24 protein-coding genes are annotated in these 26,647 nt (G+C 64.0%); 12 read left to right on the forward strand and 12 right to left on the reverse strand.

The window, feature by feature from the left end:
* Positions 1–20 precede the first annotated feature (20 nt).
* From AC1C2M_RS09685 to AC1C2M_RS09695, 3 genes are read left to right on the forward strand one after another with little or no spacing between them, the layout of a single operon-like run.
* Positions 21–668 carry a response regulator transcription factor gene (locus AC1C2M_RS09685; RefSeq protein ID WP_495436162.1) on the forward strand — a complete coding sequence of 216 codons (648 nt, stop codon included), beginning with the start codon at positions 21–23 and terminating at the stop codon, positions 666–668.
* Positions 658–1,983 (forward strand): sensor histidine kinase, encoded by a 1,326-nt coding sequence (locus tag AC1C2M_RS09690; RefSeq protein ID WP_495436164.1) that lies wholly within the window; start codon positions 658–660, stop codon positions 1,981–1,983. The genes AC1C2M_RS09685 and AC1C2M_RS09690 overlap by 11 nt, the downstream gene beginning before the upstream one ends.
* Positions 1,980–2,993: a DUF8320 family protein gene (locus AC1C2M_RS09695; protein ID WP_495436165.1), complete on the forward strand. Its 1,014-nt coding sequence runs from the start codon at positions 1,980–1,982 to the stop codon at positions 2,991–2,993. The genes AC1C2M_RS09690 and AC1C2M_RS09695 overlap by 4 nt, the downstream gene beginning before the upstream one ends.
* Positions 2,994–3,264: 271 nt before the next feature.
* Here AC1C2M_RS09695 and AC1C2M_RS09700 read toward each other — a convergent pair whose 3' ends face one another.
* Both AC1C2M_RS09700 and AC1C2M_RS09705 read right to left on the reverse strand, forming a co-directional pair.
* Positions 3,265–3,546 carry an acyl-CoA carboxylase subunit epsilon gene (locus AC1C2M_RS09700; protein WP_483405553.1) on the reverse strand — a complete coding sequence of 94 codons (282 nt, stop codon included), beginning with the start codon at positions 3,544–3,546 and terminating at the stop codon, positions 3,265–3,267.
* Positions 3,543–5,114 (reverse strand): acyl-CoA carboxylase subunit beta, encoded by a 1,572-nt coding sequence (locus tag AC1C2M_RS09705; RefSeq protein ID WP_483405894.1) that lies wholly within the window; start codon positions 5,112–5,114, stop codon positions 3,543–3,545. The genes AC1C2M_RS09700 and AC1C2M_RS09705 overlap by 4 nt, the downstream gene beginning before the upstream one ends.
* A gap of 145 nt (positions 5,115–5,259) precedes the next feature.
* On the opposite strand from AC1C2M_RS09705, the gene AC1C2M_RS09710 reads away from it, so the two are divergent.
* The 5 genes from AC1C2M_RS09710 (at position 5,260) to AC1C2M_RS09730 (ending at position 9,899) form a co-directional block, all read left to right on the forward strand.
* Positions 5,260–6,078, forward strand: a complete 819-nt coding sequence (locus AC1C2M_RS09710; RefSeq protein ID WP_495436167.1) for a biotin--[acetyl-CoA-carboxylase] ligase — start codon at positions 5,260–5,262, stop codon at positions 6,076–6,078.
* A gap of 86 nt (positions 6,079–6,164) precedes the next feature.
* On the forward strand, positions 6,165–6,716 hold the full coding sequence (locus AC1C2M_RS09715) for a PH domain-containing protein (protein WP_495436169.1): 552 nt from the start codon (positions 6,165–6,167) through the stop codon (positions 6,714–6,716).
* Positions 6,717–6,877: 161 nt separating this feature from the next.
* A complete protein-coding gene (locus AC1C2M_RS09720; RefSeq protein WP_495436171.1) occupies positions 6,878–8,011 on the forward strand; it encodes a 5-(carboxyamino)imidazole ribonucleotide synthase in 1,134 nt (377 codons plus the stop codon).
* A gap of 17 nt (positions 8,012–8,028) precedes the next feature.
* Complete coding sequence (purE, locus tag AC1C2M_RS09725) at positions 8,029–8,538, forward strand: 5-(carboxyamino)imidazole ribonucleotide mutase (RefSeq protein WP_495436172.1); 510 nt, start codon at positions 8,029–8,031, stop codon at positions 8,536–8,538.
* Complete coding sequence (locus AC1C2M_RS09730; RefSeq protein WP_495436174.1) at positions 8,535–9,899, forward strand: LCP family protein; 1,365 nt, start codon at positions 8,535–8,537, stop codon at positions 9,897–9,899. Before purE ends, AC1C2M_RS09730 begins: the two co-directional genes overlap by 4 nt.
* A 474-nt stretch (positions 9,900–10,373) precedes the next feature.
* On the opposite strand, the gene AC1C2M_RS09735 is transcribed toward AC1C2M_RS09730, so the two are convergent.
* Positions 10,374–11,510 (reverse strand): glycosyltransferase family 4 protein, encoded by a 1,137-nt coding sequence (locus AC1C2M_RS09735; protein ID WP_495436176.1) that lies wholly within the window; start codon positions 11,508–11,510, stop codon positions 10,374–10,376.
* Positions 11,507–12,382, reverse strand: coding sequence for a dTDP-4-dehydrorhamnose reductase (rfbD, locus tag AC1C2M_RS09740; RefSeq protein ID WP_495436178.1), 876 nt, complete (start codon positions 12,380–12,382; stop codon positions 11,507–11,509). Before rfbD ends, AC1C2M_RS09735 begins: the two co-directional genes overlap by 4 nt.
* Positions 12,383–12,469: 87 nt before the next feature.
* Between rfbD and AC1C2M_RS09745 the strand changes: the two genes are divergently transcribed.
* Both AC1C2M_RS09745 and rfbA read left to right on the forward strand, forming a co-directional pair.
* On the forward strand, positions 12,470–13,078 hold the full coding sequence (locus tag AC1C2M_RS09745; protein WP_495436180.1) for a dTDP-4-dehydrorhamnose 3,5-epimerase family protein: 609 nt from the start codon (positions 12,470–12,472) through the stop codon (positions 13,076–13,078).
* A 3-nt stretch (positions 13,079–13,081) separates the two neighbouring features.
* Positions 13,082–13,942 (forward strand): glucose-1-phosphate thymidylyltransferase RfbA, encoded by an 861-nt coding sequence (gene rfbA, locus AC1C2M_RS09750; protein ID WP_495436182.1) that lies wholly within the window; start codon positions 13,082–13,084, stop codon positions 13,940–13,942.
* Between the two features lie 24 nt (positions 13,943–13,966).
* On the opposite strand, the gene AC1C2M_RS09755 is transcribed toward rfbA, so the two are convergent.
* The 8 genes from AC1C2M_RS09755 to AC1C2M_RS09790 all read right to left on the reverse strand — a co-directional run bounded on the left by AC1C2M_RS09755 (position 13,967) and on the right by AC1C2M_RS09790 (position 23,921).
* Complete coding sequence (locus AC1C2M_RS09755; protein ID WP_495436184.1) at positions 13,967–14,530, reverse strand: GtrA family protein; 564 nt, start codon at positions 14,528–14,530, stop codon at positions 13,967–13,969.
* A 54-nt stretch (positions 14,531–14,584) separates the two neighbouring features.
* Complete coding sequence (locus AC1C2M_RS09760) at positions 14,585–15,514, reverse strand: glycosyltransferase family 2 protein (RefSeq protein ID WP_495436186.1); 930 nt, start codon at positions 15,512–15,514, stop codon at positions 14,585–14,587.
* A gap of 50 nt (positions 15,515–15,564) precedes the next feature.
* Positions 15,565–16,698: a glycosyltransferase family 4 protein gene (locus AC1C2M_RS09765; RefSeq protein WP_495436187.1), complete on the reverse strand. Its 1,134-nt coding sequence runs from the start codon at positions 16,696–16,698 to the stop codon at positions 15,565–15,567.
* Between the two features lie 13 nt (positions 16,699–16,711).
* Positions 16,712–17,860: a glycosyltransferase family 4 protein gene (locus tag AC1C2M_RS09770; protein ID WP_495436189.1), complete on the reverse strand. Its 1,149-nt coding sequence runs from the start codon at positions 17,858–17,860 to the stop codon at positions 16,712–16,714.
* Positions 17,857–19,644: a hypothetical protein gene (locus AC1C2M_RS09775; protein WP_495436191.1), complete on the reverse strand. Its 1,788-nt coding sequence runs from the start codon at positions 19,642–19,644 to the stop codon at positions 17,857–17,859. Before AC1C2M_RS09775 ends, AC1C2M_RS09770 begins: the two co-directional genes overlap by 4 nt.
* An 86-nt stretch (positions 19,645–19,730) precedes the next feature.
* Entirely contained in the window at positions 19,731–20,690 is a 960-nt protein-coding gene (locus tag AC1C2M_RS09780; protein WP_495436192.1) for a GDP-mannose 4,6-dehydratase, read from the reverse strand.
* Positions 20,690–21,682 (reverse strand): GDP-mannose 4,6-dehydratase, encoded by a 993-nt coding sequence (locus AC1C2M_RS09785; RefSeq protein ID WP_495436194.1) that lies wholly within the window; start codon positions 21,680–21,682, stop codon positions 20,690–20,692. The genes AC1C2M_RS09780 and AC1C2M_RS09785 overlap by 1 nt, the downstream gene beginning before the upstream one ends.
* A gap of 94 nt (positions 21,683–21,776) precedes the next feature.
* A complete protein-coding gene (locus AC1C2M_RS09790) occupies positions 21,777–23,921 on the reverse strand; it encodes a carbohydrate binding domain-containing protein (RefSeq protein ID WP_495436195.1) in 2,145 nt (714 codons plus the stop codon).
* 207 nt (positions 23,922–24,128) lie between these two features.
* Between AC1C2M_RS09790 and AC1C2M_RS09795 the strand changes: the two genes are divergently transcribed.
* Together AC1C2M_RS09795 and AC1C2M_RS09800 are read left to right on the forward strand one after the other, a co-directional pair.
* Positions 24,129–24,872, forward strand: a complete 744-nt coding sequence (locus tag AC1C2M_RS09795; protein WP_495436197.1) for a polyprenol monophosphomannose synthase — start codon at positions 24,129–24,131, stop codon at positions 24,870–24,872.
* Positions 24,873–24,906: 34 nt separating this feature from the next.
* A complete protein-coding gene (locus AC1C2M_RS09800) occupies positions 24,907–26,640 on the forward strand; it encodes a hypothetical protein (protein WP_495436199.1) in 1,734 nt (577 codons plus the stop codon).
* Positions 26,641–26,647 lie beyond the last annotated feature (7 nt).

Here is a 26,647-nt window from a genome sequence, read left to right on the forward strand (position 1 = left end):
TCCTAGGATTGGCACCTCCGTTGCGCATAGCCGTTATTGACGATCATGAGTCGGTCCGGATGGGCCTTCGCGCCGTGTGCGAGTCGGCCGGTCATACTGTCGTGCACAGCGCCTCGAGCGTCGGGGAGTTCCTCGAGCAGTCCAACGGCGTCCCGTGCGACGTCGTCGTGCTCGACCTGAACCTCGGCGACGGCAGCAACATCACCGACAACGTTCGCGCGGTGCACGGCTCCGGATCCGCGGTGCTCATCCACTCGATCGCGGACCGTGTCGCATCGGTTCGTGAGGCGCTCGCCGCTGGGGCGGCAGGCGTCATCCCGAAATCCGCGCCGACGGATGCCGTTGTCGCGGCTATCGAAACCGTCGCGAGCGGTGAGGCACTCAACAACCTGGAGTGGGCCAGCGCCATTGACGCCGACGGTGACTTCTCGCGGGCGCAGCTCGGTCGTCGCGAACGGGACGTGCTGCACCTGTACGCGTCCGGTTTGCCCATGAAGGACGTCGCGGTTCAGCTCGGGATCGCGCAGTCCACGGTGAAGGAATACCTCGACCGGATCCGCGGCAAGTACGTGGAGGTCGGTCGACCGGCACCGACGAAGGTCGACCTCCTGCGCAGGGCCGTCGAAGACGGGATCCTGCCCGAACTCAACACCGGCGATGACAACTGAGCCAGCGAGCAGGCCTGGACCGCTCTTCTCGCCGGTCCCGCGCGGTGCCGTGCTCGACGGCCTCGACCGCAGCACGCTCAACCGGACGATCACCGATTCGCGGTTCAGCCTCGTCCGGATTGAAAAGCTCATTGCAACGTCGATCAGCGTCATCGGGCTGGTCTTTGGCGCGCAGACGCTGAGCATCGCGCTCGGCGCCGGCGTGGTGGTGCCCGGTATCCTCGGCGGCGTGTACATCGGTGTGCTTTTCGGCACACTCGGCATCGTCATTCTGCTGTGGTTCAGCCCGAGGCTCCAGCGCGTCGCCAACACGGCGTTCGCCCTGCTCTACCTGGCCGCGCTGGCGTACTGGCCCGTGGCCACCGACGGGGCCAGCGCGTCGAGCCCCGCTGAGCCATGGACGTGGTACCTCTGCGCCATCGCGTGCGGTGCGGCCGCCCAGGCCTTTCGGCCGGTTCTCGCGGTTGCGTACATCGTGGTGACTCCAGCGGTGTACGGCATCACCGGTGTGATCGACAGCTCGGGTCAGATGATCCGCGGCGAGATCGCGCTGCAGAACGCCCTGTACGGTTCGATGATCGGACTCGTCATCTTCGCCCTCATCATGACCTTCCGCCATGCAGCGCGGCGCGTCGACGAGGCACGCGCCGCAGCATTCGCACGCTACGACGACGCGGTGCGGCAGCACGCCACGGAGCTCGAGCGCATCCAGGTCGACGCGCTTGTGCACGATACGGTCCTGGCGTCGCTCCAGGCCGCAGACCGCGCGCGGCGCCCCGAGGAGGCGTCCCTCGCTGTGTCGATGGCCAGTGATGCGATCAAGCGGCTCGCGACCCTCGACGACCCACTCTCAGACGTTGCGGAGACAGCCTCGCTGCACAGCCTGGTCAGTGGCCTCGAGGCATACGCTGGCGCCCTCGACACGAACTTTGAGGTCATTCTCGACCCGGCCACTGACCTCGCCATTCCGTATCCCGTTGCCCAGAACCTGTACCTCGCTGCAACCCAGGCGATGGCCAACAGTGCCCAGCACGCCGCTGGCGGGGTTCCGGACGCGGAGGTTGAGGTGCACAGGCGCATCCTCGTCACAGTGTGCGACGCGGACGGTGTCGCTATCGATATCTCCGATGACGGGGTTGGCTTTGACCGGCTCGCCATCGAGCCGAACCGGCTCGGCCTGCGCGTCTCGATCATCGAACGTGTGGTTGCCGTCGGTGGCTCTGTCGAACTCGACTCCACCCCGGGCAGGGGGACGACCATCAGCATCCGCTGGACGCCGGTCGCAGCCCGCGCGGCGGAAGGCGTGCGCGCATGATCAGTCTGAACCGCTGGGTGATGCTCGCGCTCGCAGCGGCCTTCTCGCTCTACCACGTCGTGCGAGGCCTGATGACCCTGGGCCAGGCAGAGTCACCCTGGCCGAGCATCGCAGCCATGGTCCTCTATCTCGTGGCGACCGTCCTGAGCCTGTGGCCGACGAGCCCGACGGCCATGCCAGGCTGGCTGGCCGCGCTGGACCTCGCCACCGCGGTGAGCGTGCCGCTGCTCGTGACGAGCGAGCTCAACCCGCAGGTCAACAACGGCTATGCGACCTGGCACGTCGCCGCCATCGGAACGCTCATGACGATCGCGGTTGTGCGGCGGCAGGAACTCATTGGCTGGATCGGCGTGCTCTTCCTCACCGTCCAGTCCGTGCTGTGGTGCGGTATCGGTACGAGCGTCGAGATCGGCGTCACCGGGAGCATCATGTGGGTGATCGTCGCGAGCGTGCTCACCAGGTCACTCGTGAAGGTGTCACGCGACGCCGAGAACCTGGCGGTTGCAGAGCGCGAGTCAGCCAAGTGGCAGGCGGCGCAGGATGCACACCAGGGTGAACGGCGACGGCGGCTCGAGCAGACCGCTGTGCGCGCGCTTCCGATGCTGCGCGAGATCATCCTCTCCGGCGGTGAGCTGAGCGAGGAACAGCGGATGGAGAGCCGGGTGCTCGAAGCGGGGCTCAGGGACGAGATCCGCGGCCGCAGGCTGTTGAACTCACGGGTTCGCGAGAGTGTGCTGGCGGCACGCCGCCGGGGGATGACGGTCTCTGTGCTCGACGAGGGCACGATCGACGACCTCCCCGAGGCTGAACTCGACGCGATCCTCAACCGAGTGGCGGATGCGATCGACGCGACCGACGCGACACGGATGATCATCCGCACGGCTCCCGCTGACACCGGCGTTGCTGTGACCCTCGTCGCGCTCGGGCCGTCGACGGACCCCGCCGAGCCCGGCGATTCAGTCAGGCTCTTCCTCGAGATTCCCCGATCGGTGCCCGCCGACGCAGACTGACGGCATCCGGCAGCGCAGCGGTAACAGAACACGCAGCGTTAACAGAAGAAGGGCCGGCTCTTCCGAGCCGGCCCTTCTGAAGCCCCGGGTCAGGGCGCTAACCCGAATAGCGACCTGACCCGCCCCCAAATACCCGCCAATACCCTAGTTCGGCGACCTATCTGGTGGTGTAACTCTCAAGAATGGAGAGACACCTGCGTTATTCATTCTGCAATGCTTCGGATGCCTCCACCAGTCGGCTCTTTGGGGGACACGCTGGGCGGGCAGCAGGCTACCTGACGTGCCTGCCCGGACGGAACGAGCGCTCGTCCTGCATCGAACGCTGCGAGAGCTGCCAGTCAGACTGCGTCGCGGCCTGTTCTGGTGCCTTCGCGAGTTCTTCCACAACAGCAGCGCTCAGCACCGCGGTCACCGCCGCGATCTCGCTCGGCGTCGGTGACCCGCGCTCGACGCGCACGCTGAGTCCGATTTCCGTGCCGACATCCGTCGAGAACGCGCTCGAATCGCGTGCTGCCCGATCACGGCGACCCGCGCGGGTGCTCTCGCCGGTCACAGCGGGATGTTCCCGTGCTTCTTGGGCGGCAGGCTTGCCCGCTTGCCCTTGAGCGAGCGCAGGGCCTTGATCACGGCGACGCGCGTTGCCGCCGGCTCGATGACCCCGTCGAGTTCGCCGCGTTCGGCGGCGAGGAAGGGGCTCGCGACGTTGTAGGTGTACTCGTTCGCGAGCCTGGTGCGCACGGCGGCGACGTCTTCACCGGCGGCCTCTGCACGCTTGATCTCACCGCGGTAGAGGATGTTGACGGCACCCTGGCCGCCCATCACGGCGATCTCCGCTGTCGGCCAGGCGAGGTTGATGTCGGCACCGAGCTGCTTCGAGCCCATGACGATGTACGCGCCGCCGTACGCCTTGCGCAGGATCACGGTGACGAGCGGAACCGTCGCCTCGGCGTAGGCGTAGAGCAGTTTCGCGCCGCGGCGGATGACGCCGGTCCACTCCTGGTCGGTGCCCGGCAGGTAGCCAGGAACGTCGACGAGGGTGAGGATCGGGATGCTGAAGGCGTCGCAGAAGCGGACGAACCGTGCCGCCTTCTCGCCGGCCTCGATGTTGAGGGTGCCCGCCATCGCGTTGGGCTGATTCGCGATGATTCCGACCGTGCGGCCCTCGACCCTCGCGAAGCCGATCACGATGTTCGGTGCGAACAACGGCTGGACCTCGAGGAAATCGCCGGAGTCGACGACATGCTCGATAACGGTCTTCACGTCATACGGCTGGTTGGGGGAATCGGGGATGACGGTATTCAGCTTGCGGTCGGCATCCGTAGTCTCGAGCTCGACCTCGCTCTCGTACTCGGGAAGTTCCGCGAGGTTGTTGTCCGGCAGGAAGCCGACGAGGGTTCTGGCGTAGTCGAGGGCATCTGACTCGTCGCTCGCGAGGTAGTGGGCGACGCCCGACCGCGTGTTGTGCGTGAGGGCACCGCCGAGGTCTTCCATGCCGACGTCTTCGCCGGTAACCGTCTTGATGACATCGGGTCCCGTAACGAACATCTGGCTCGTCTTGTCGACCATGATCACGAAGTCGGTGAGCGCGGGGGAGTAGACGGCGCCACCGGCGGCAGGCCCCATGATGATCGAAATCTGCGGGATGACACCGGATGCCGCTGTGTTGCGCCGGAAGATCTCACCGTACTTGCCGAGGGCGACGACGCCCTCCTGGATCCGAGCTCCGCCGGAGTCGAGCATGCCGATGATCGGTACGCCGGTCTTGATCGCGTGGTCCATGATCTTGATGATCTTTTCGCCGGCGACCTCGCCGAGCGAGCCGCCGAAGATTGTGAAGTCCTGCGAGTAGACGGCCACCTGGCGCCCGTGGATGGTGCCTGTCCCCGTGACGACGGCGTCACCGTACGGCCGGGACTTCTCCATCCCGAAGGCGTGGGTGCGGTGGCGGACGAACTCGTCGAGTTCGACGAAGCTGCCCTGGTCGAGCAGCTCAGTGATCCGCTCCCTGGCGGTCATCTTGCCCTTGGCGTGTTGCTTGGCGATCGCGGCCTCACCGGATGCCGTCACTGCTTCGTGGTAGCGGCGCTTGAGGTCGGCCAGCTTGCCGGCCGTTGTGTACATGTCTGGGGCGTCGGAATCGTCGAACTTTGCTGCGTCTTCGGTCACTCTTTCACTCTAGTGTGCAGGGATAGCGCCATACCGTTGGTGATTGTCTACAGAGCCGCCGCTGTCGTCTTGTTCGCGGACGCCGCGTACCCTGAAACGCATGACGAACACTCCGGCCCGGTTTCCGCTCGCATCTGCCGTCGCTTCACGACTCGACGTACTCGAAACAAGTACATCGACGAACGACGAACTCGTCGCGAGAGCACGAGAGGGCGCCGCTGTCTGGCCGAGCTTCTCTGTCGTCGTGACGGACAACCAGACAGCGGGCCGCGGGCGCCTCGGGCGTCAGTGGACGGCGCCCGCCGGGGCATCGCTCGCCATCTCCGTGCTCGTTCGGCCCGGCCCGACGTTCCCGCTTGACTCGCTCGGCTGGCTGCCGCTCGCCGCCGGACTCGCGATGGCCCGCGCCGTGAATAACGCTCTCGGATCGCTGGGGACGGCAACGATCAAGTGGCCGAATGACATTCTCGTCGATTCGAGCAAGATTTCGGGCGTGCTCTCCGAGCTCGTCGATGCCGAGACCGGGGCTGTCGTGATCGGTGCAGGGGTCAACCTGACGATCTCCGATGAGGACCTGCCGGTTCCAACAGCGACATCGCTTGCCGTCGAGGGAGTGCCTGACCCCGACCCCGACCGGATCCTGGCCGACTACCTCACCGAGCTCCGCTCGCTCGTTGAGAATTTCCTGGATTCCCGGGGGGATGCCGCGGCGAGCGGCCTGCAGAAAGCGGTGACGGAATCCTGCTCAACTCTCGGTGAGCGTGTGCGGGTGGAACTGCCCGGTGGAAACGTCCTTACCGGCATAGCGCGAGGCATCGACAGTTCGGGGCGCATCGTGGTGCAGGCGGACGGCTCACCAGACGTCACGCCGATCGCAGCGGGAGACGTCACGCACCTGCGCACACAAGCGCCCGCCTGACGGTGTGCCGCGAACGGGGGACGGTGATGCTTCCGGTCGCGGCGGTGCTGTCTTTCACCGCTCACGCGGAATGATAGGAATAGAACATGACCGATGAGACGCGCGCCCTGCCCGGCACTGACGCCGGACGCGCGAGCGTTCCCACCGAGCGCGTTGTCGCCCGGTTGCGGTCGAATGCCCGCGCGCTGTTCTGGTCAGCGCTCGTCTTCATCGCCCTTCCCGGCGGGACGGTCTTCCTGTTCACGGCCTATTCCAAAGCCTGGATCCGCACGCTCATCGTCATCCTTGCCATTCTCATCTTCGCTGTCGTGGTCCTGCTCCCTTACGTGTTCTGGCTCAACCGCCGCAGCACGATCACGACGCGCCGCATCATCGTGCGCCGGGGCTTTTTCATCCGCGAGCGCAGGGAGATCTTCCACAGCCGTGGTTATCACGTCGCGCTCAAGCGCAGCTGGCTGCAGAGCGCGTTTCGCTCGGGCGACATCGTCATCACCTCGGGGGTGGAGAAGCCGATAGTGCTCCGCGATGTCCCCGGGGCAGACGCCGTGCTCGAGGCGCTGCAGGACCTGGTCGAAAAGAACCAGGTTGTGCTCTCGCCTCACGCCGGCGCAGCGGGAACCGTCACAACGGCGTTTTGACCGACGGTGGCGCTGGTGCCATCGAACCCACGGGTTGGGCGCTGGCTCACCGATGCGCGAAGATGGACTCGCGCGGGCAGTTAATGCGACCGGTGACTAGGAACCGCCGGGCGTTCCCGCTCGCTCTCGTCCGATCCTGTTCCGTTCGTTGGAGATGACCCGTGGTCCGTGTTGGCGTAATTGGTGGCGGGCAGCTCGCCCGCATGATGGTCCCGCCCGCGGTGAACCTCGGTATCGACATCCGGGTGCTTGCCGAAACCGAGGGTATGGCAGCCCACATTGCGGCGACGCAAATCGGCGACTACCGTGACGCTGAGACTGTTCTGCGGTTTGCCGAGGATGTCGATGTCGTTACTTTCGACCACGAACACGTCCCGCAGAAGATTCTGAGGCAGCTCATCGACCGAGGGGTCTCGGTGCATCCGGGGCCCGACGCATTGCTCTACGCCCAGGACAAGCTGCTGATGCGTGAGAAGCTCACCGAGCTTGGGCTCCCGGTGCCGATCTGGGCGCGGGTGACGACGGAGGACGAGCTTCAACGCTTCCTCGACGAGAACGGCGGGCGGGCGGTGCTCAAGACGCCGCGCGGCGGCTATGACGGCAAGGGTGTCCGTGTCGTGTCCGCCGCTCACGAGGCGACCGACTGGTTCGCTGCCGTCGCGGAAAGCGGATCGGATGACGGCTTGCTCGTCGAAGAGCTCGTCGAATTCCGACGCGAACTCGCGCAGCTTGCTGCCCGCAGGCCGTCCGGTGACATCGTCTTCTGGCCCGTCGTCGAATCGGTGCAGCGCGACGGTGTCTGCGCCGAAGTGATCGCCCCGGCCCCCGCGTCGGCCGGCCGCGTCGCTGACGTTGCCGCGCAGATCGCGGGCGACGTGGCATCCGGTCTCGGGGTCACCGGGGTCTTCGCCGTCGAACTGTTCGAGACGACGGATGACAGGCTGCTGGTCAACGAACTCGCGATGCGCCCGCACAACTCGGGGCACTGGACCCAGGACGGCTCGACGACGAGCCAGTTCGAGCAGCACCTCCGCGCTGTGCTCGATCTGCCGCTCGGGGCCACGGGCTGTCGCGACCCGCACACCGTGATGGTCAATATTCTCGGCGGCCCGAGTGTGGGGACACTGGCCGATCGTTATGCGGATGCCATGGAGATCCACCCAACGGTGAAATTCCACAACTACGGCAAGGAGCCGAGGCCCGGCCGCAAAGTCGGGCACGTCAACGCGGGAGGCGACGACCTTGATGACGTTGTCTACCAGGCGCGTGCCGCAGCGGCGTTTTTTCAGGACTGACAAATAGCATGGAACCCATGTCACTCTCCGCTTCAGAGCGCCCCCGTGTCGGACTGGTCATGGGCAGCGATTCGGATTGGTCTGTCATGGCCGATGCGTCCGCGGTGCTCAGCCTCTTCGGTATCGATCACGAGGTCGAGGTGGTGAGTGCACACCGCACCCCCGAAAAGATGATCGCCTACGGGCGGGATGCCCGCGCTCGCGGCCTTGAGGTGATCATCGCCGGAGCGGGTGGCGCGGCACACCTGCCCGGCATGCTCGCTTCAGTTACGCCGCTCCCCGTCATCGGTGTCCCTGTGCCGCTCGCGCGGCTCGACGGTATGGACTCATTGCTGTCGATCGTGCAGATGCCCGCCGGCGTGCCGGTCGCGACGGTGTCGATCGGGGGAGCGAAGAACGCCGCGCTCCTCGCCGTTCGGATCCTCGGAACGTCTGACGGTGCGCTCCTCGACCGGATGACGGAGTACCAGGCGGACCTGGCCGTCCAGGTCGAAGCAAAGAATCAGGCTCTTCAACAGAAACTATGAGCGTTTACACCGCGAGCCCGATCCGCTATCCCGATCTTGGCGCCCCAGCACTGATGACCCGGCGCGCCTGGTGGCTCGTCGTACTCAACTTTCTCATCCCCGGCTCACCGCAGGTACTCGCCGGCAACCGCAAGCTCGGCAGAATCGGCCTCGCGGCGACGCTCGTCCTCTGGCTGATCGTGGCGGTGGCCATCGTCGCTTACTCCCTCTGGCGCACGGCGACGCTGTCCATCGTGACCAACTCGTTCGCCCTGACCGGTGCGCAGGCGCTGCTTGTCGGGTATGCCGCGCTGTGGTTCGTGCTCACCATCGACACCCTCAGGCTGGTACGACTCGTGCGAGCTCGGCCGAATTCACGCTTCTGGATTGCAGCGTTCACGGTGATCCTGCTGGTGGCATCCGTCGGAACAGCAAGCGCTGGGGCGTACTACGCCGGCGTGGCGCGCGGGACGCTCAGTTCGATCTTCGGAGCGGGCGCCGCATCGGTTCCGCCGGTCGACGGCCGCTACAACATCCTCCTGCTCGGTGGAGATGCTGGCCCTGACCGTGACGGGCTCAGACCCGACAGCCTCTCCGTGGTGTCCGTCGACGCCGACACCGGCCGGGTGACGATGATCGGGCTTCCGCGCGATATGCGCAGGGTGCCGTTCTCGGACGAGTCGCCGATGGCTGAGCTGTACCCCAACGGATACCGCAACTGCGACGTGAGCGTGTGCAAGCTGAACTCGGTGTACACCGAGGCCGAACTGCGGCACAGCGAGCTGTACCCGGATGCCACGTTGACCGGGTCGACTCCGGGGATCGAAGCGACGAAGGAAGCGGCAGAGGGCATCACCGGCCTCACGATTCAGTATTACGCGCTCATTGACATGCAGGGTTTCGCCGACCTCATCGATGCGCTCGGCGGCGTCGAGGTCACCGTGAAGAAGCGACTGCCCATCGAGGGTGACGAGAATCTCAAGGGAGTCACCGAGTGGATCGAACCGGGCACGCAGACGCTCGATGGCTACCACGCGCAGTGGTACGCACGGTCCCGGCACAACACCAGTGACTTCGACCGGATGGAGCGGCAGCGCGAGCTGCAGGCCGCGATCCTCCAGCAGTTCACCCCGGCGAACGTGCTGACCAAGTTCCAGGCTATTGCGCAGGCCGGATCCCAGGTGGTCAAGACCGACGTTCCGCAGGACATGCTCGGCTATTTCACGAACCTGGCCATGAAGTCGAAGGAGCAGCCGATCACGTCGGTCGAGCTGACGCCGGCGAACGGTATCGATCAGGACGATCCGGATTTCGATGCGATTCGCACTCTCATCCGCGCGGACCTGTATCCGCCTGAGCCGACGGAGACGCCGGCGGGCTAGACGCGTGGGGTCCCTTAGGGCCAGAGCGTTTCGTAGAGGGGCATCGTGTCTTCGTCGATCGACCGGCCGACGCTCGCTTGCCAGGCCGTTACCCATCAGCCGTTGCGGAAGTAATACTGTTCAGCGTTAATCCATCGGTCTGGATTGTCGGCGTCCGGTTCCAGAACCTCGCTGTAGTCCTGTCGGATGGCCTCGATTTCGGGGAACCTGGACGGACCCGCACCCATTACTTCGGGCATATTCAGGTCGACCTCAGCGTAAGTGTCAAGGAATGTCTGCGTGTAAATCGCCCTGCAGTCGGTGGGCAGGGGACGGGGGGAGTCGTCGGGTGGGGAAGGTATCGGTTCGCTGCTGCTCGGAACCGGACTCGAAGACGGGGTCCGGGTGACGGTTGGCCGAGGGGTTTGCGATTCGCTCTGGGCGTTGGGCGCACCGTCATTCCCGGCAAGCTGGCAGTCGAGCGATCGGTACTTTCTACAGATCCGCGTGTAACGCCCACACCCGCTCGGCCGAATCACGCCAGCTGAACGCTCGCGCCCGGTCCTGACCCACGATTCGCATCCGGGCCGCCCGCTCAGAGTCCGTGAGGACGGATGCAATGGCGTCCGCGAGCCGCTCGCCGTAGCCCTTCTTGCCGCGCTCCACCGCAACGCCGGCTCCTCCGGCGACTTCCATGAGGGCGGGGTCATCGGAGTGCACGACGGGTGTGCCGAAGGAGAACGCCTCGATGAGGGGCAGGCCGAACCCTTCCTGAAGGCTGGGGTATACGAACACGCTCGCTCGGTCGAGGACCACGGCCAGATCCTCATCGCCGAGGTAACCGAGCGCCCGTACGCGTCCTTCGGGCAGCCCGGCTTCATCCGCGACCACCGCGAGGGACAACTCACCCCACGTGTCCGGGCCGAGGACGAGGAGCGGAAGATCGGGGGCGCCGGCGGCGCCAAGTCCATTGATCAGCGACGTGATACCGCGACGGGGGTCAAGCGATCCAACGGTGAGGATGTATTCGGCGGGGAGCTCGAGCTTGCTGGCGCGCCACTCCGCGTCGGCGGGCAGCCGCAGCTCGGATGCGACGGCTCCGGAGATCACACGCACCCGAGCGCCGAGATCGACGATCTCGGCCAACTGCTCCGCGACGGCGTGCGTGGGCACCACCACCGCATCGGCGTGTTTCCGTGCCCGTTTGAGCATGGCCTTGTGCCACGCGACGCTCGTCGGAGTGAGGGACTTGGGGTGCGTCCACGGGAGGGTGTCATGAATCGTGACGACCATCTGCGTTGCGTCGAAATCGCGGTCGTGGCGATGAAGCGGCGCGAGAAGACTCGGAGAGTGGATCATGCCGGTGCCGAACGACGGAACGATGCCAAGCTGCCACGCTGTCGCGAGCTCCCTGCGGGGCAGCGTCGTGCGGTGAAGCGCGGCCAGCCCGGGCAGGGCATCCTCAACGGCGGTGATTTTCTCGGGTGGCAGCGCCGAGACGATGCCCTCGACCGCGCAGCCCTGTGGGGCGGTCTGGATGAGGGCCCGAGTGAGTTCTTCGGTGTAACGGGAGATGCCGTTGGGAAGTGGCGTGACCATTTGGTCGACGATGACGCGAAGCGTTGTTGTCATGAGGTCTCCTGGTTCATCACTGACGGACGCGGAACGGCGCCGGTGGCGACCGCTTCGGCGAGGGCATCCCGCCACTGCCGCATGGGTTCAAGGCCTGCTGCAGTCCACGCGTCATGGCCGAGCACCGAGTATGCCGGGCGGGGCGCCGGACGCACGAACGCTGACGAATCGGTCGGACGCACACGGTCCGGGTCGAGCCCAACCTCTTCGAACACCGCCCGGGCGAAGTCGAACCATGAAGCTTCGCCGGAATTCGTGCCGTGATAAATTCCGGCCGGGGCATCCGAGTCGCAGAGAGCGACGATCTGCCGCGCCAGGTCGCGAGTCCAGGTCGGCTGGCCGAGTTGATCGGTTACCACCGTCACGGTCGGGTTGGAGCCGGCGAGCCGGACCATCGTGGCAGCGAAGTTCGGTCCGTGCTCCCCATAGAGCCACGCCGTGCGGACAATAGAGGTGCCGTCCGGATACGCGGCGAGTGCCAGTTCCTCCCCGGCGGCCTTGGTTCGCCCGTACGCTGACAGCGGTTCCCGCGGACTGTCCTCACGGTACGGGGAGTTCGCGTCTCCCCTGAAGACGTAGTCCGTCGATATCTGGACCAGCCGCGCGCCCGACTCGGCGGCAGCAATCGCCAGGTTCTCGGCGCCACGCGCGTTCACAGCCCAGGCAGCATCTTCCTCGGTCTCGGCGTCGTCGACCCGGGTGTACGCGGCGGCATTGATGACGACGTCGTTGCCCCGTACGGCATCCCGGACAGCGCCGAGGTTGGCCACATCAAGGTCGGCGCGACCGAGCGCGGCCACGTCGCGCCCCGCGAGAGCCTTTCGGAGGTCGGTTCCGAGCATGCCGTTTGCTCCGGCGATGAGATAGCGCACAGTACGTCCTTTGTCAGGTTCGGATCGAGTCTATTTGCTCTGGCTGGCTGTTCCGGTGAGCCATCGGCCCGTTGGTAGACTGCCCGCGTGCAGATCCGTGAACTGAAAATACCCGACAGCTACGAAATCACCCCGCGCCAGTTCGATGACGACCGCGGGACTTTCCTTGAGTGGTATCGCCACGACACGCTTGCCGAGGCAACCGGGCGTTCCGTGGACCTGGCACAATCCAATACTTCGGTGTCCAGGCGAGGCTCGGTCCGCGGCATCCATTTTGCGCAGCTTCCTCCGAGCCAGGCGAAGTACGTCACCACAACCCACGGGGCCGTACTCGATTACGTCATCGACATTCGCGTCGGCTCCCCGACCTTCGGCGAATGGGATTCGGTGCTCCTCGACGATCGGGAGCGAAAGGCTGTCTTCCTTTCGGAGGGGCTCGGCCATTGCTTCGTTGCCCTGACCGAGGGTGCGACGGTCAGCTACCTGGTGACGGACATTTACCGACCAGACCGCGAGCACGGAATCAACCCGCTCGACAGTGAGATCGGCCTGGTCTTCCCGGATGAAGCCGGTGTCCCGCTGCTCTCGCCCAAGGACACTGACGCCCCGGGTCTGACCGAAGCCGCCGCCCGCGGGCTGCTGCCGAGCTGGGACGAAACGCGGGCGTATTACGAAAACCTGCGGAAAGGGAACTGACCGTTGCGAGGAATCATTCTTGCCGGGGGATCCGGCACGCGGCTCTGGCCCATTACCAAGGGCATTTCGAAGCAACTGATGCCTATCTACGACAAGCCGATGATTTACTATCCGCTGTCGACGCTCATGATGGCGGGAATCACCGAGATCCTCATCATCACGACGCCCGAATACAACGGCCAGTTCAGGGCTTTGCTCGGCGATGGGTCCGACATCGGGATCACACTGGAGTACGCGGTCCAGGAATCGCCCGACGGCCTCGCCCAGGCCTTCCTGATCGGCGAAGAGTTCATCGGTGACGAGAGCGTCGCCCTCGTCCTCGGTGACAACATCTTCCACGGAACCGGCCTTGGCACCGCGCTGAGGAACCACGGCGACGTGGATGGGGCGCTGATCTTCGCGTATCACGTGGCGGATCCGACGTCCTACGGTGTCGTCGAGTTCGACGACAACTTCGCCGCGGTGTCCATCGAAGAAAAGCCGGCACGTCCGAAGAGCAATTATGCGGTGCCTGGTCTGTACTTCTACGACAACTCGGTTGTGGAGATCGCAAAGACCATCGAGCCGAGCGCGCGTGGTGAACTGGAGATCTCCACGATCAATGAGCGGTACCTCGACGCGGGGAAGCTGCAGGTTCAGGTGCTGGATCGCGGAACCGCGTGGCTTGACACGGGGACGTTTGAGTCCATGATGCAGGCCTCAGAGTATGTTCGGGTCATCGAGGATCGGCAGGGCCACAAGATCGGCTGCATTGAGGAAGTGGCCTGGCGATCCGGCTGGATCGATGATGCGCAGCTTGAGAAGCTCGCAGCGCCGCTGCTCAAGGGAGGCTACGGGAAGTACCTCGCGAAGCTGCTTGAGTGATCAGGCAGACTGACGAACGCAGAGTCAGCGTTTGTCAGGCAGGGGAGTGCTCGCGGTACTTGCAGGGGGCTCCTCGAAGAGGGCGAGTTCTGCCTCCTCCAGCTTCGAACCGGCGTTGATGCCGTCCGCACGGTGGTGACCGTATACCCAGTACCTGTAGAGGACGAACCGGAAGACGGTGCCGATGGCCATCCCGACGATGTTGCTCGAGATGTTGTCGGCGAGAAGGGACTGGTACCCGAGGATGTAGTGGCTGACGTAGAGACACGCCAGCTGGATGAGCATCCCGGCGACAGACACCGCCGCGTACTCGAACAGTTCAAGCATGAAGTTCTTGCGCCTGTGCTCCCGGAACGTCCAGTAGCGGTTGCCGATCCAGTTGAAGATGATCGCGACGGTGACGCTGACGGTCTTGGCCCCGAGCGGGCTTTGCCACCAGGTGTCGTCGCCGAGGACACCAAGCCGCAGCAGGTTGAAGATGCCAACGTCGATGATGAAGCCGATACCGCCGACAACGCCGAACTTGAGCGCGTACCGCGCGATGCCGTTCCAGACGTAATCGATCGCGGTCTTAAGGGTGGTCGCCATTTCTGGCCCTTCTTGCTTGGAACTGGAAACAGTATCTGTCCCCGGGGGTAAATCCTAGAGCGCGCGCGGAGGGGCGCTTTCGGGGGAAACTGCCGATGGGCGGTTGCTTTGCGCCACGGCGCGCCGTTGTTCGTGCCACGATCGAACCCGAAGGCCGGCGTGGAGCGCGAGTCGCAGGGGCAGGAGAACGGGGCCCGGATATTTGCGATCCAGGAACTGTCTGGCGCTTCTGTGGTGGGCAGCGATCATCGCAACCGAGGCGCCCTGGGTAGAGTGCCCACCGTGATGCTCGATGCTGGCGGCCGGCTCGTACACATTGCGATATCCGCGCAGTCCCATGCGGTAGCAAAGGTCGACATCCTCGAAGTACATGAAGTACGACTCGTCAAATCCGCCGACTTCGTCGTATGCGCTCCGTCGGAGCAGCACGCAGGCTCCGGAGAGCCATCCAACGTCTCGGACACGCGGAGGATCTGCCTCGTCGGAGTGGTAGGCCGCGCTCCACGGATTGCTTTTCCACACGTTCGCGAAGAGAGCATGACCGATTCCCGTGCGGAGCGATGGAATGCGCCTTCCCGACGGATAGGTCGCGCCGTCGGTGACAATTCGTGGCCCAACGGCACCAATGCGTGGGTCATCCAGAGCGCGAGCGAGCAGGTTGTCGATCGCGCCAGGGTCAAGGACCACGTCGGGATTGACGACGAGGATCCAATCGATTCCCGGATCGAGGGCCTGGATGCCCCTGTTCATCCCTCCGCCGTAGCCGGGATTGTCCGGGCACGGGAGGTAGGTTGCACCGGCACGGCTCGCGATCGCCTCTGCGTCATCGACGCCGGGCTTATTGTCGACGACGACCAGTTCTACGTTCGATGACGTGGCAGCGGTGAGGCTGTCGATCAGCGTGGACAAAACTGACGCTGATGCGTAGGTGACGGTAACGACGCCGATTCTGGGGGGCACGTGTACGGGGTTCTGATCGGGCATCGGATCCATAGTAGCGCGCCCGTCTGGGTGGCCACCGATGCGGCGTTTCCTCATCGCCCGAGCGATTCGGTGATGCGCCAGATCTTTTCCGCCGAGCTGGACCACGAAAAGTCCCTGGCCCGAGCTGCGCCGCGGGTTGTGAGTTCCGCAGCGAACGACCGGTCGATGCAGAGTCGGTTGATCGCCTCTGCCAACCGTTCCGGATAGGTCGCCTGACCGTTGCGCGCCACGGAGAGCCCGGCGCCCCCGGCCACTTCCACCAGGGCAGGGACGTCGGAGTGGATGACGGGAGTCGAGAGCGAAAACGCCTCGAGGATTGGCAGTCCGAATCCTTCCGCCAGGCTCGGCATCACGCAGGCAACGGCCCGAGACATCGTTACGGCGAGATCGGCATCCGTGAGGTAGCCAAGTACACGCACGCGGGAGGCCGGAACACCATGGGCTTCTGCGACACCGGCGACGTCGACGCCGCCCCAGCCGGTCGGCCCGACGATCACCAGGTGAACGTCGTGAGCGACCATCGGCATCGCGGCGATGAGCGAGCCGATTGCCTTGCGCGGCTCGAGCGTGCCGACGCTCACCACGAATCGCTCGGGCAGCCCGAGCCGGTCAGCCCTGGCTTCCGCGTCCGGGGGCGTGCGCAGGGCGGAACTCGGTGCCCCGGGAACTACGTGCATCCGGTCGCCGAAATCGACGAAGTCGGTCAGTTCATGAGCTACCGCGTGGGTGGGAACGAGAATGGCGTCCGCGAACCGGGCAGCCCGCTCGGCCATTGCCCGGTGCCAGGACACCCCCCGCGGAGTCAGTGTTTCAGGATGCGTCCAGGGAACGGCGTCGTGGAAAGTGACGAGCCGTGACGATTTTGCCGGTGCCCGTCGAGAGAGCGGGGCCAGCGCGCTCGGGGAAAAGATCGGCCCGCCCGGCAGCGGAAGAGGAAACCCGTACTGCCACGCGAGCGCGAGGCCGCGGCGGCCGACGGGGATCCGTACTACTGCGTCGAGACCAGGAACCGCAGCGGCGACAGACGCGCTGGTGTGTCTGGACACCGTGGACACTATCCCATTGATCGTGACGCTGTCTGGCTTCGACGTGACCAGCGCACTGGCGATCTCGGCCGTATATCGCCCGATGCCGCCCGGGGTTTTCGCCGTGAGCTGTTCAAGAACAATTGAGAAGTTCGGCACAGTGTTACCTCCGTCAGATCCGTGAAGAAACTGATGCGAAGACCCTCGAGTGCACCGCGGCGCTTCGCCTCCAGGTGAACTCACTGGCCCTGGCGACGCCTTTGGCCGCAAACGCCTCAAGCTCGTCGGGGGAGGAGAGCATCACGACCAGTTGCGCAGCGATGCTGGCCGCGTCGACATCCGCATACGCGACGGCGTCGCCTCCCACCTCGGGAAGAGCCAGCCGACGCGTTGTGAGAACAGCGGACCCGCACGCCATAGCTTCGAGTACAGGCAAGCCAAAGCCCTCACCAAGGCTGGGGTAGGCCACGACCCGGGCACCTCCGAGGAAGGCACTGAGCATCTCGAGGGGAAGGTATCCCGCCAGGATCACGCGACCGTCCTCGGGCACCGCGGCAATGTGGCGTTCCAGGTCGGTATTCCAGCCGGCGCCTCCGGCGATGACCAGGTCGGGCGCGTCGGCACCCAGTCTCTTTACCACGGTGGCGTAGGCGTCGATGAGCTCTGGCAGGTTTTTGCGTGGCTCGAGTGTGCCAAGGAAGGCGATGTATTCGCGGTCACCCAGTTCAAGCCTGGCTCTCATCGCGCCGATCTCGCCGGGGCGCGGTACGTGAAATTCTGTGGGATCGACTCCGTGATAGGCCACATGGAATCGAGCCCGATCGGCGTCAACGAAGCGGCACACTTCATCTGCGGTCGCCGCGCTCGGTGCGATCAGTGCGTCAGCGTGCCTCGAGGAGAATCGAATCCAGGATCGAAAGAAGCGTCGCTTCAGTGCTGTGTGAACCTGCGGGTCACTGAAAAACGTCGCGTCGTGCAGGGTGACGACCCGCGGCATCCGCGTGAACAGCGGCATCGTGTAGTGGGGCGAAAAAATCACAGTAGCGCCGGTTGCCCGCGCGATCCGTGGAAGCCTGACCTGTTCCCAGATCAGCCTGGCCGCCGGATGCTGCCACCGAGGTGCAATGGACACGATCGTGGCGCGGGGGGCCAACCGTTTGAAGTGCTCGGCGTCCCGGCGTTGGCACACGACAACGACATTCCCGGTCAGCTCGCCGACAACCCCGTCGACATAGCGCCCGACCCCGCCCCGGTCTGCCGGGACGGCGGTGGCGTCGACGAGGACACGTGTCGCATCGGAGTGTTCCGGCGCAGAGATCATCGTGTCTCGTTCTCTTCCAGCTCGAAGAGAAGATATCTCTGCCGGTCATCCGAGGAGATCAGGTCGGGCGATCCAGCGTCATCGACGGCGTCGACGTACGGTTTCCAGCCGTCCACGTCACCGGTGTACCCGAGCTGGTCGACCAGGACGGCGCACGCTCCAGACTCCTCGACCCGGTCAGCGAAGTCTGCGGGCGTTGTGACGTCTGCCCAGTAGTCACCGGAATAGGTGCCGCCGACCGCTCCGTAGCTCCACCTGAGAGTGCTGGTGGGCGATGAGAGGACATAGGGGAGGAACTCGGAGTAGTCCTCCAGTTCGCCAATGGGGCCCGACTCAGGGAACCGTTTGAGCGGGAGCTGAACAACACCGCAGTCCTCATCGAGCATCTGTTCGGCGTCGCTGAAGAACTGCCGGTATTCACGATCGGCGGTTGGCGCGAGGTTTATCGCTGACGATACGCCCGCGAGCTGGTCGACCGCGGCGATCGCCGCAAAGAAAACCAGAGTGGGGATTAGCCGGGACGCCCGCAGCGCCAATCGGTCAACGACGAGCGCGAGAGCGCCGATCGCGAGCATGATGAGCACGATGCTCATCCGTACCCATGCGCGCAGTTCAGGACTCACCAGAATCGCAAAGAGACTGCCAAATCCAGCAACGGTGAAGAACAGCAGCGCCCACAGGAAGGCGAAGGACAGTGCGCGGAGCCGGGCGTCGGACAGGAGAGCCAGCACCGGCCCACCAGGGGACGAGCCCTGGCGGGAGACCAATGGCAACATGACCATGAGCAGAACGATCCCAAAGCCAAAGAGCGCGACCAAGGGAGTTCCCGTTGGCTCTGCGGTTGCGGCGACGTTGGTTCCAGCGGCGTAATCCGCCGAAAACCGCGCCAGCGGGCTGAACCCGGACCCCGTCCAGGGGAAGATGAGGCTCGTGATCTTCCCACCGTGGAACTCGGACTCGAAGCTGGACCGATCAGAAAAGTATCGGCTGTACCGCTCGCCGAAGTTGAGGGAGAGAATCCCGAGTTGAATGACAACGAAGCCGATGAGCGACACAACTGTCACTGCCGGCCACAGGAGCGGTGCCCACGACGATTTCTCGATCAGTATGCGTATCGCGCGGAGGGCGAGCAGGCCGAAGAGAATCAGAAGCGCAAACACGAAGTAGTACGACAGCGAGAGCGATACGGCGAGCGTGAGAGAAAGAATCGGAATCAAGCGACGCATAACGCGCGCTTTGCGTGTCGGCGCGTCTTCGCTCCACCGCTCAAAGGGGTTGCTTGAGCGGCTGAATACCATCAGGAGAAGAATCCCGACGAGCGGCACCGCCCAGTAGTTCGCCACGAACGCATGGCCGAAACCGACGCGCTGGAAGTGAAACGGGGCGAGCGCAAGGACCAGCCCGAAAACTGCGGCGGTTATGCGTCGTGTCCGCAGCGCACGAATGAACGCATAGCTCGCCACGCTCACGAGAAAGAACCCGAGCAGGTGGTAGACGTTGATCAGGGTGATGCCGTCGCGCACGAAGAGGGAGAGAAACTCCATGATCGCCGCTGACGCCGGGTCATACATGGGGGCGAAAAAGAGACTCTGCCCGCCGGGGAAACCCAGCAACGGGTTAGTGGAGAAGAAGAAAGTGTCAGAGGCTGCGGTGCCCACCATGTAGTGCAGCATTTCGTCGTCCGCCATCCCCGACTGCCATCGCTGGCCGAGGTCGCCCGGACTGATTCTGAGCGCAACCACACCGAGAATCAGTCCGACCGTACCGACAGAGAATGCCCACACTGCTTCGCGGAGTACTCGGGCCCAACGCGGCCCTCGTTCAGGACGCGAGCCGGTGGTGGTCCTTCCCGCCGTCTCCCCTGTCACGCTCACGACGCGTTGAGCTTGAGATCGTTCTCGACCATCGCCGCGACGATTTCCTCGAACGTCTTCGTTGGCTTCCAGCCGAGGGTGGAGGTGATGTGCGTCGGGTCGCCCCGCATCTCGGAAGCGTCGGCCGGGCGGACCAGTGACTGGTCGACCTCGATGTGCCGTTCCCAGTCGTCGATTCCCGCGGCGCTGAATGCGGCGCGAACGAAATCTCCGATCGTGTGGGATTCCCCGGTGGCAATCACGAAATCGTCAGAGGCGTGCGCCTCGACAACCATGGTTATCGCCCTGGCGTAGTCGGGCGCCCATCCCCAGTCCCGGCGAATCTCGGTATTCCCGAGCGTCAGGGTGTCCTGCTTACCCAGCGCAATCCGCGCGGCGGCTTCCGTAATCTTGCGGGTAACAAAGGCCGTGGGTCGACGCGGGGACTCGTGGTTGTACAGAATGCAGTTCGCGGTCGTGAGGCCACGGTTGCGGTACACCTTCGTCAGCGCGTGTGCGTACGCCTTGGAAGCACCGTACGGGTTCACCGGATTGATCGGTGTCTCCTCGGTCTGCGGCGAAATCGCTGCCTGGCCGAAGATCTCAGCGCTCGAGGCCTGGACGAACTGGGCTGGGCGGTCCGCCGGACGCTCGAGGGAACTCATCGCCTCGAGCATCACGGCGACCGACAATGCGTTGGTCTCGGCGGTCAACACAGGCTCAGCCCACGAACGGGCCACCGAGCTGATCGCCGCGAGGTTGATCAGGACGTCCGGGCGCAGCTGGGCGATGGTGCGCGTCAGCGTGGCGTGGTCGGTGAGGTCCACAACATGGTTGATGGCACCGGTTCCGCCGCCCGCCCGCTGCAGGGCCGATTCGTGCACGAGGCCGTGCACATCCCAGCCCTGCCCAAGCAGGATCTCGGCTGTGTAGCTGCCGGTCTGGCCCTGAATTCCTGTGATGAGCGCGCGAGGCACTATGCTCCCTGGACTGGGTTTTCCTTCTGGCGCTCCAGATCAGCGTCGACCATCATCGTCACGAGTTCCGGGAACATGACCTTTCGCTGCCAGCCCAGCTTCTCGTGAGCCTTGGTGGCATCGCCGATGAGGAGATCCACCTCGGCCGGGCGGAAGAACCGGGGGTCCTGGAACACGTGCTTTTCCCAGTCGGGGATGTTCACGTGGTTGAACGCGATGTCGAGGAACTGGCGGACGGAGTAGGTCTCGCCGGTCGAGATGACGTAGTCGTCAGCCTCATCCTGCTGAAGCATCCGCCACATCGCCTCGACGTAGTCGCCGGCGAAGCCCCAGTCGCGCTTCGCATCGATGTTGCCGAGCGCAAGCTGGTCCTGCAGGCCGAGGGCGATGCGCGCAACGGCGATGCTGATCTTCCGCGTGACGAACTCAGGTCCACGGAGGGGAGATTCGTGGTTGAACAGCACGCCTGACGACGCGTGCATACCGTAGGACTCACGGTAGTTAATGGTCATGTAGTGACCGAAGACCTTGGCGACGCCGTACGGGGAGCGAGGCCAGAGCAGCGTCGTCTCCTTCTGCGGGACTTCCTGGACGCGACCGAACATTTCGGAGCTCGACGCCTGGTAGAAGCGCACCTTGTCGGCTGCATCGCCCGCGTAAAGGCGGATCGCTTCGAGCATGTTGAGCACGCCCATGCCGGTCACATCGCTGGTGAGCTGTGCGTTCTCCCACGAGTAGGCAACGAACGAAATCGCGCCGAGGTTGTAGACCTCGTCCGGGCGGGAAGCGTTGAGGGCGCGAACCAGGCTGGAGATGTCCAGAAGGTCACCGGTGAGGATCTTCACCTCTGGTGCCCACTCCTGAATGATCTTCATCTTCGGGTTGTTTTGGCCACGGACCAGACCGTAAACTTCGTATCCCTTGCTCAGCAGAAGCCTGCTGAGGTACATGCCATCCTGGCCAGTTACTCCGGTAATGAGTGCGCGCTTCATGGATTTGTCGTCTTTCGTGTCGGTGTAGTTGCCGACTAAAGCATAGCCGGACTCAGGTGGTGGCCCTAAAAGGCCCGGGTCCCGTCGGCGGATTTCAGTAGAGCTGCGCCGCGTCGACCCAGAGGGTGGCGTTTGTGCTGTTCTCGTAGATTTCGAACTTGAAAGACGTGTGCCCGGTCTGTGAAATCGGGAGCCGGACCTGGACTTTCGTCCAGGTCGAACCAACGGTGAACGGGACAGAAGCAACCTCGGCCGTTCCCCCAAGAGCCCACAGGGCGAGGCTCCCGGTGAATGGCGTTGTGGTCGACGAGCGGAGCCAGACCTCCGCGGTGTACGTCTCGCCGACCTTCGGCTTCCTCTCGACGACCTGCGCGAGGGAGCTGTTGTTCGTTCGCGTATTCGTCGCGGCGAAGTATTCGCCCTCGATAGCTGTGGCCGCGCCGCTGCTGCGATAGACGGCGTGCTCGATGGTGCCGTTCCCCGTTCCCCATCCGGTGAAGAGGTTGCCTTCGAAAGATCCGGCCGTGAGCAGGTTCCGGCTGAGCTGGGAATTGTCGAGGAGGAATGTCGTCCCGGTGTCGGCCATATAGAGCTCAACCCGGAGCGTGGAGATAGGGGCGGTGCCGGCGCTGAAGGTCACACTGACTTCCTGCCATGCCCCCGTTGCGGCAAACGTGGTTTTTGCCAAATGGTTTCCGGATTTGCCCATGCCCCAGAGTGCCAGTGTGCCTGTCGACCGCTTGGACGCGTCCGCGGCCTTGACCCAGATGCTCGCCGTGTACCTGTCGTGCGGCAGGGGCTCGACACGAACGTCCTGCGCCAGCGAGCGGCCACCGACCGAGGTGTTCGTCGCGGCGTACCACTCGCCGTTTTGCGCTCCGGCCGGATCCCGGTATACCTGCTGGTTGACGAAACCGTTCCCGTGGACCCAGCCGTCGAAGCTGCCCTCGAATGACGGTTCGACCATCATGTTCTTGGGTATTGGCGCTTTCCCGAAGGAGATGCTCGCGTTGTCCGCGAAGATGGTCTCGTTTGGCGTGTCCATATAAACGTCAAGACGGATGAGGTTGTGGTTCGATTTGGTGACAGGCAGCTGGACGGTTATCTGCTGCCATGCTCCGGCCACCGAGAACTGCTGTGTGGCGTTCTCGAGCTTTCCATCGAGGCCCCACAGCGCCACCCGGCCTTTAATCGGGGTCGAACTCGAACTCCGGAGCCAGATGGTGGCTTCTGCTTGTTCACCGATATTCGTCGGGCGGGTGATGTCCTGAGTGAACGAGCGCCCGGCGACCGGGGTATTGCTGGCAAAGTGCCAGTTCCCGTTCTGCGCCACCGACGGGTTCTGATAGACCGCCATGTTGATGCCACCGTTGCTCGAGCCCCAGCCGGAGGTAGATCCGCCCTCGAACGACGCGGACTGAATCCAGTTCGTCGGGTTGCCGAACCAGTCGGTGAACAGTCGCCAGAAATTGCGGTTGCCGTACGCCGAACACGAGTCCCCGGTGCCGGTCAGGTTTCCGAGCGCGGCGGCGTTGGGCTGGTACGGGGTGTAGATGTAGAGGTTCGCCGTCGCCTGGTTCTCGATGAACACTGGCGCGGCTCCGCAGGAGGCGTTCGGGTGCCACTGGATGTTGTTCCATCGGCCGGGTCGGTAGCTCCACTGTGAGCTGGTCTTCGTGTACCGCTGGAACTGCTGTGCCGAGTTGAATACCTGGTTGTAGAAACCGTAATACTTCGTGTCACACGGAGCAGTGTCAGGGCAGGCGTAGCCCATTGCGGCCTGATACTGACGGGTGGTCGGGCTCGTTTCGGTGATCAGGCCCTGTTCTTTCTGAAGCAGGACGATCAGCACCTGGGGGTTGATGTCGCACGCGGCCCCGACGCGCTGAATGATCGACGCCGCCGATTCGCTGGCCCTGCCGGTGTACTCGGCACAGTACGAAGTGGCAGCGCGAGTTGTGGTGTTCTCGGTGTAGTTCTTCAGGCAGGTGGGACCGGTTGTGGCCTTGCAAGTGATGAGCTGAGAGTTCAGGAATGACTGGACCTGCACTGTTGACATGGCCGCACTGTTGAAGAATGTTTCATCGCTGATGATGTTGCCGGCTTGAAAATTCTTAGCCTCGGCAGCCTCGCTCGTGTCTGCCGGGCTGACCACGCTGAGCGTGGCACCGGCGAAGATCGCCGCAGCAGCTACCGCGACTATGCGGATGGCGAGGTTCCTACGGGAAGTCTTGAGCATTGCTACCTAATCAGATATCGCGACGCGTGCGCGGAAGGACGTTTCTGCTTAATCTATATCCGGGGGGACCCCGTGGAGGCACGCCGCACCACGCGTCGGCCCCCGTTCTTCCAGATTCGCGGTGATACAGTCGTCCGAGACTTTTACAACGACTGAGTAGTGTCATGCTCCGTCATGCCGTCTGCCGCTCACTCAAGGGACAACTGCATGTTACGCATAGCCATCGCCACGCCCACCTACCAGGAGGCGGGCAACATCGAGACACTGCTCAAGGGACTCAGCGCCGCTTGCGCGACGGTGGACGACGTGGATTTCACGGTATTCGTTCTCGACGACTCGTCGCCGGACGGTACAGCGCAGGTCGTGCGCTCCGTCGCGCCGAGCTACGAGACCAGCAGGTTTCGGATCGAAGTCGTCGTGAAGAAAGACAAGGCGGGACTCGGCGCCGCGTACATTCACGGCTTCACCATAATTCTCGCTGGCGACTACGACTATGTGCTTCAGATGGATGCCGACATGTCACACGATCCTGGATACATTCCACAGTTCGTGAAGGCCGCACAGGCGGGAACAGAGTTCGTCGTGGCATCGCGGTACATTCCGGGCGGCGGGACGCCGGACTGGACGTGGAAGCGTAAGTTCCTCAGCCGCGGCGGAAACACGTACGCGCGGCTGGTGCTCAGCCGCCGCATCACCGATTACACGGGCGGGTTCAACCTCTATTCCTCGCGGCTGCTCTCGGAGATCCTTCGCGACCCGATCAGCGCCAACGGATACGGTTTCCTCCTGGTGCTCAAATACCGGGCCCTTCTGAAGTGCCGGAGTTTCAGCGAAATCCCCATAGTTTTCGTGGACCGTACGCACGGAACCTCAAAGATGCCGACGGGCACCCTGTGGAAGAACTTCGCGCTCGTTCCGCAGATCAGGGCGCGAAGCGGCCGTGTCGTCTGAGGCGGGAGCCGGCACATCCTCACCGGGGCCGACGGTGAAACGCCCGGCCCGCGCTCTCGCGGAGGCTCTCGGACTCCTCGCGATTCTCTCGCTCTCAGCCGTCGTGATCGCCCAGATGCTTCGGGGGCCGTGGGCGAACTACCTGTTCTACAACGGTGATTCTGTCGTCCTGCCGCTCATCGAGAAATCGATAGCGGCCGGCGATGAGTTTGAGTGGGTGTTCTCGTCACAGCTTTTCCTGTTTCCGGAGGCCGTGCTATTCGCGGTGAGCAGTGCGTTCACCGACGATCCCCGGATCGCGTTGCTCGCGAACGCTTTTGTCAACATTCTGGTGCTCTACGGTCTGCTGCGGAGCGTTGCGGCGCAGATCGGCCGCCGGGTCGGGACGCCGGTACGCTGGCAGGTCGCAGCGACCGTCGCGACCACAGCGATGTTCCTCTTCTACGTCGTGCTCGAGCCAGTACCTGACATCAACAGAACGACGCTCGCGTCCCTCTCCCTGATGACCACGTACTATTACGGAACTGTGCTTGCCGGGCTCGCCCTGTTCAGCCTGACACTGTGGTTCGTCGGTCGGTCGATCGATGAGGCCGGGTTCAGCGCGAAGCGCGCCGTCCTCTACGTGGCGGGGACGCTCGTTGTCGGTGGGCTGTCCGCGACATCGAACCCGCTCTTTCTCCTGCAGTACGTTGCCCCCGCCGTCGTGTTGTTCGTCGTGCTCCTGGTTTTTCGGGCACTTTCCTGGCGCGCCTTTGTGACGCTCGTCGTTGCCAATCTCCTCGTCGTTCCGATTTCGCTGGTGGGGCGTTCGCTGCTCTCCTCGTTCGTCTCGGCCGATGTGTCTGACTATCTCCAGTTCGACCTGATGGGGGAGAGCGTCCAGTACATCAAGACGATCATCCTGGCCTGCTTTGCGACCGAGCGCGGCACTCTGGAGTTCATTCTGAGCGTCGCGGTGCTGTACCTGAGCTGCCACATGTTCGTCAGGGGTCTCTACCGGCGTGCGCGCCGGCGGACCGGCACCGGGACATCCGCCGGGGAATTGTTCACGTACGGATTTGGCGCCCTGTCCGCGATCGCGCTCATCTTCGGTTTCGTCGTCACGGGATCGATGACCACCAGGTACCTCCTGCCCCTCCTCGTTTTTCCCCTGGTTGGCTTGATCGTTGCGTTACTCACCGTGGCCATACCGGTCGTCAGAAGGGTGCCCCGTTCGAAGCGCTACCCGGTAATCAGACCGATTGCTGTCGGCGTTGTGCTCGCGGCGATAGCCGCTGGTGGCGTGTGGGGCTCCGCGTCGACCGCCCGGTCGCTCGCCGAATCGCCATATTCCATCCCGGACTGCCTCGACGAGTTCCGCGGAGACGAACCGGTGAACGGGGTGGCCTCGTTCTGGCTGGCGCGGCAGCTTGAGCTCTATCAGGATTCGGACGGCGCCATACTCCAGGTGAAGTCAGACCTCGAGATCGAGCCGTGGATGGTCAACCTTGCCGCATACGAGGATCGCGACTTCACCTTCGTTCTCGTGCAGCGGGAAAGCGAGGCAGAAGAGGTCGTCAATATCCTTGGAGCTCCCGCACGAACGATCGATTGCCCGGAATACGACATCCTCGATTATGAGTCGGCGCCCGGTGAAGAAGAGCTGAACGCGATCATCGACGAATCGGTTGAGGAAAACCAGCGCCTGCACGGCTTTTCGGTCGGCCATCAGGGTGGAACACCCGAGGGGATTGGGTTCCCTTCGGGCCAATCTTCGGTGGCGCTATGATTGAACA

The sequence above is a fragment of the Mycetocola sp. Y444 genome (assembly GCF_059445295.1).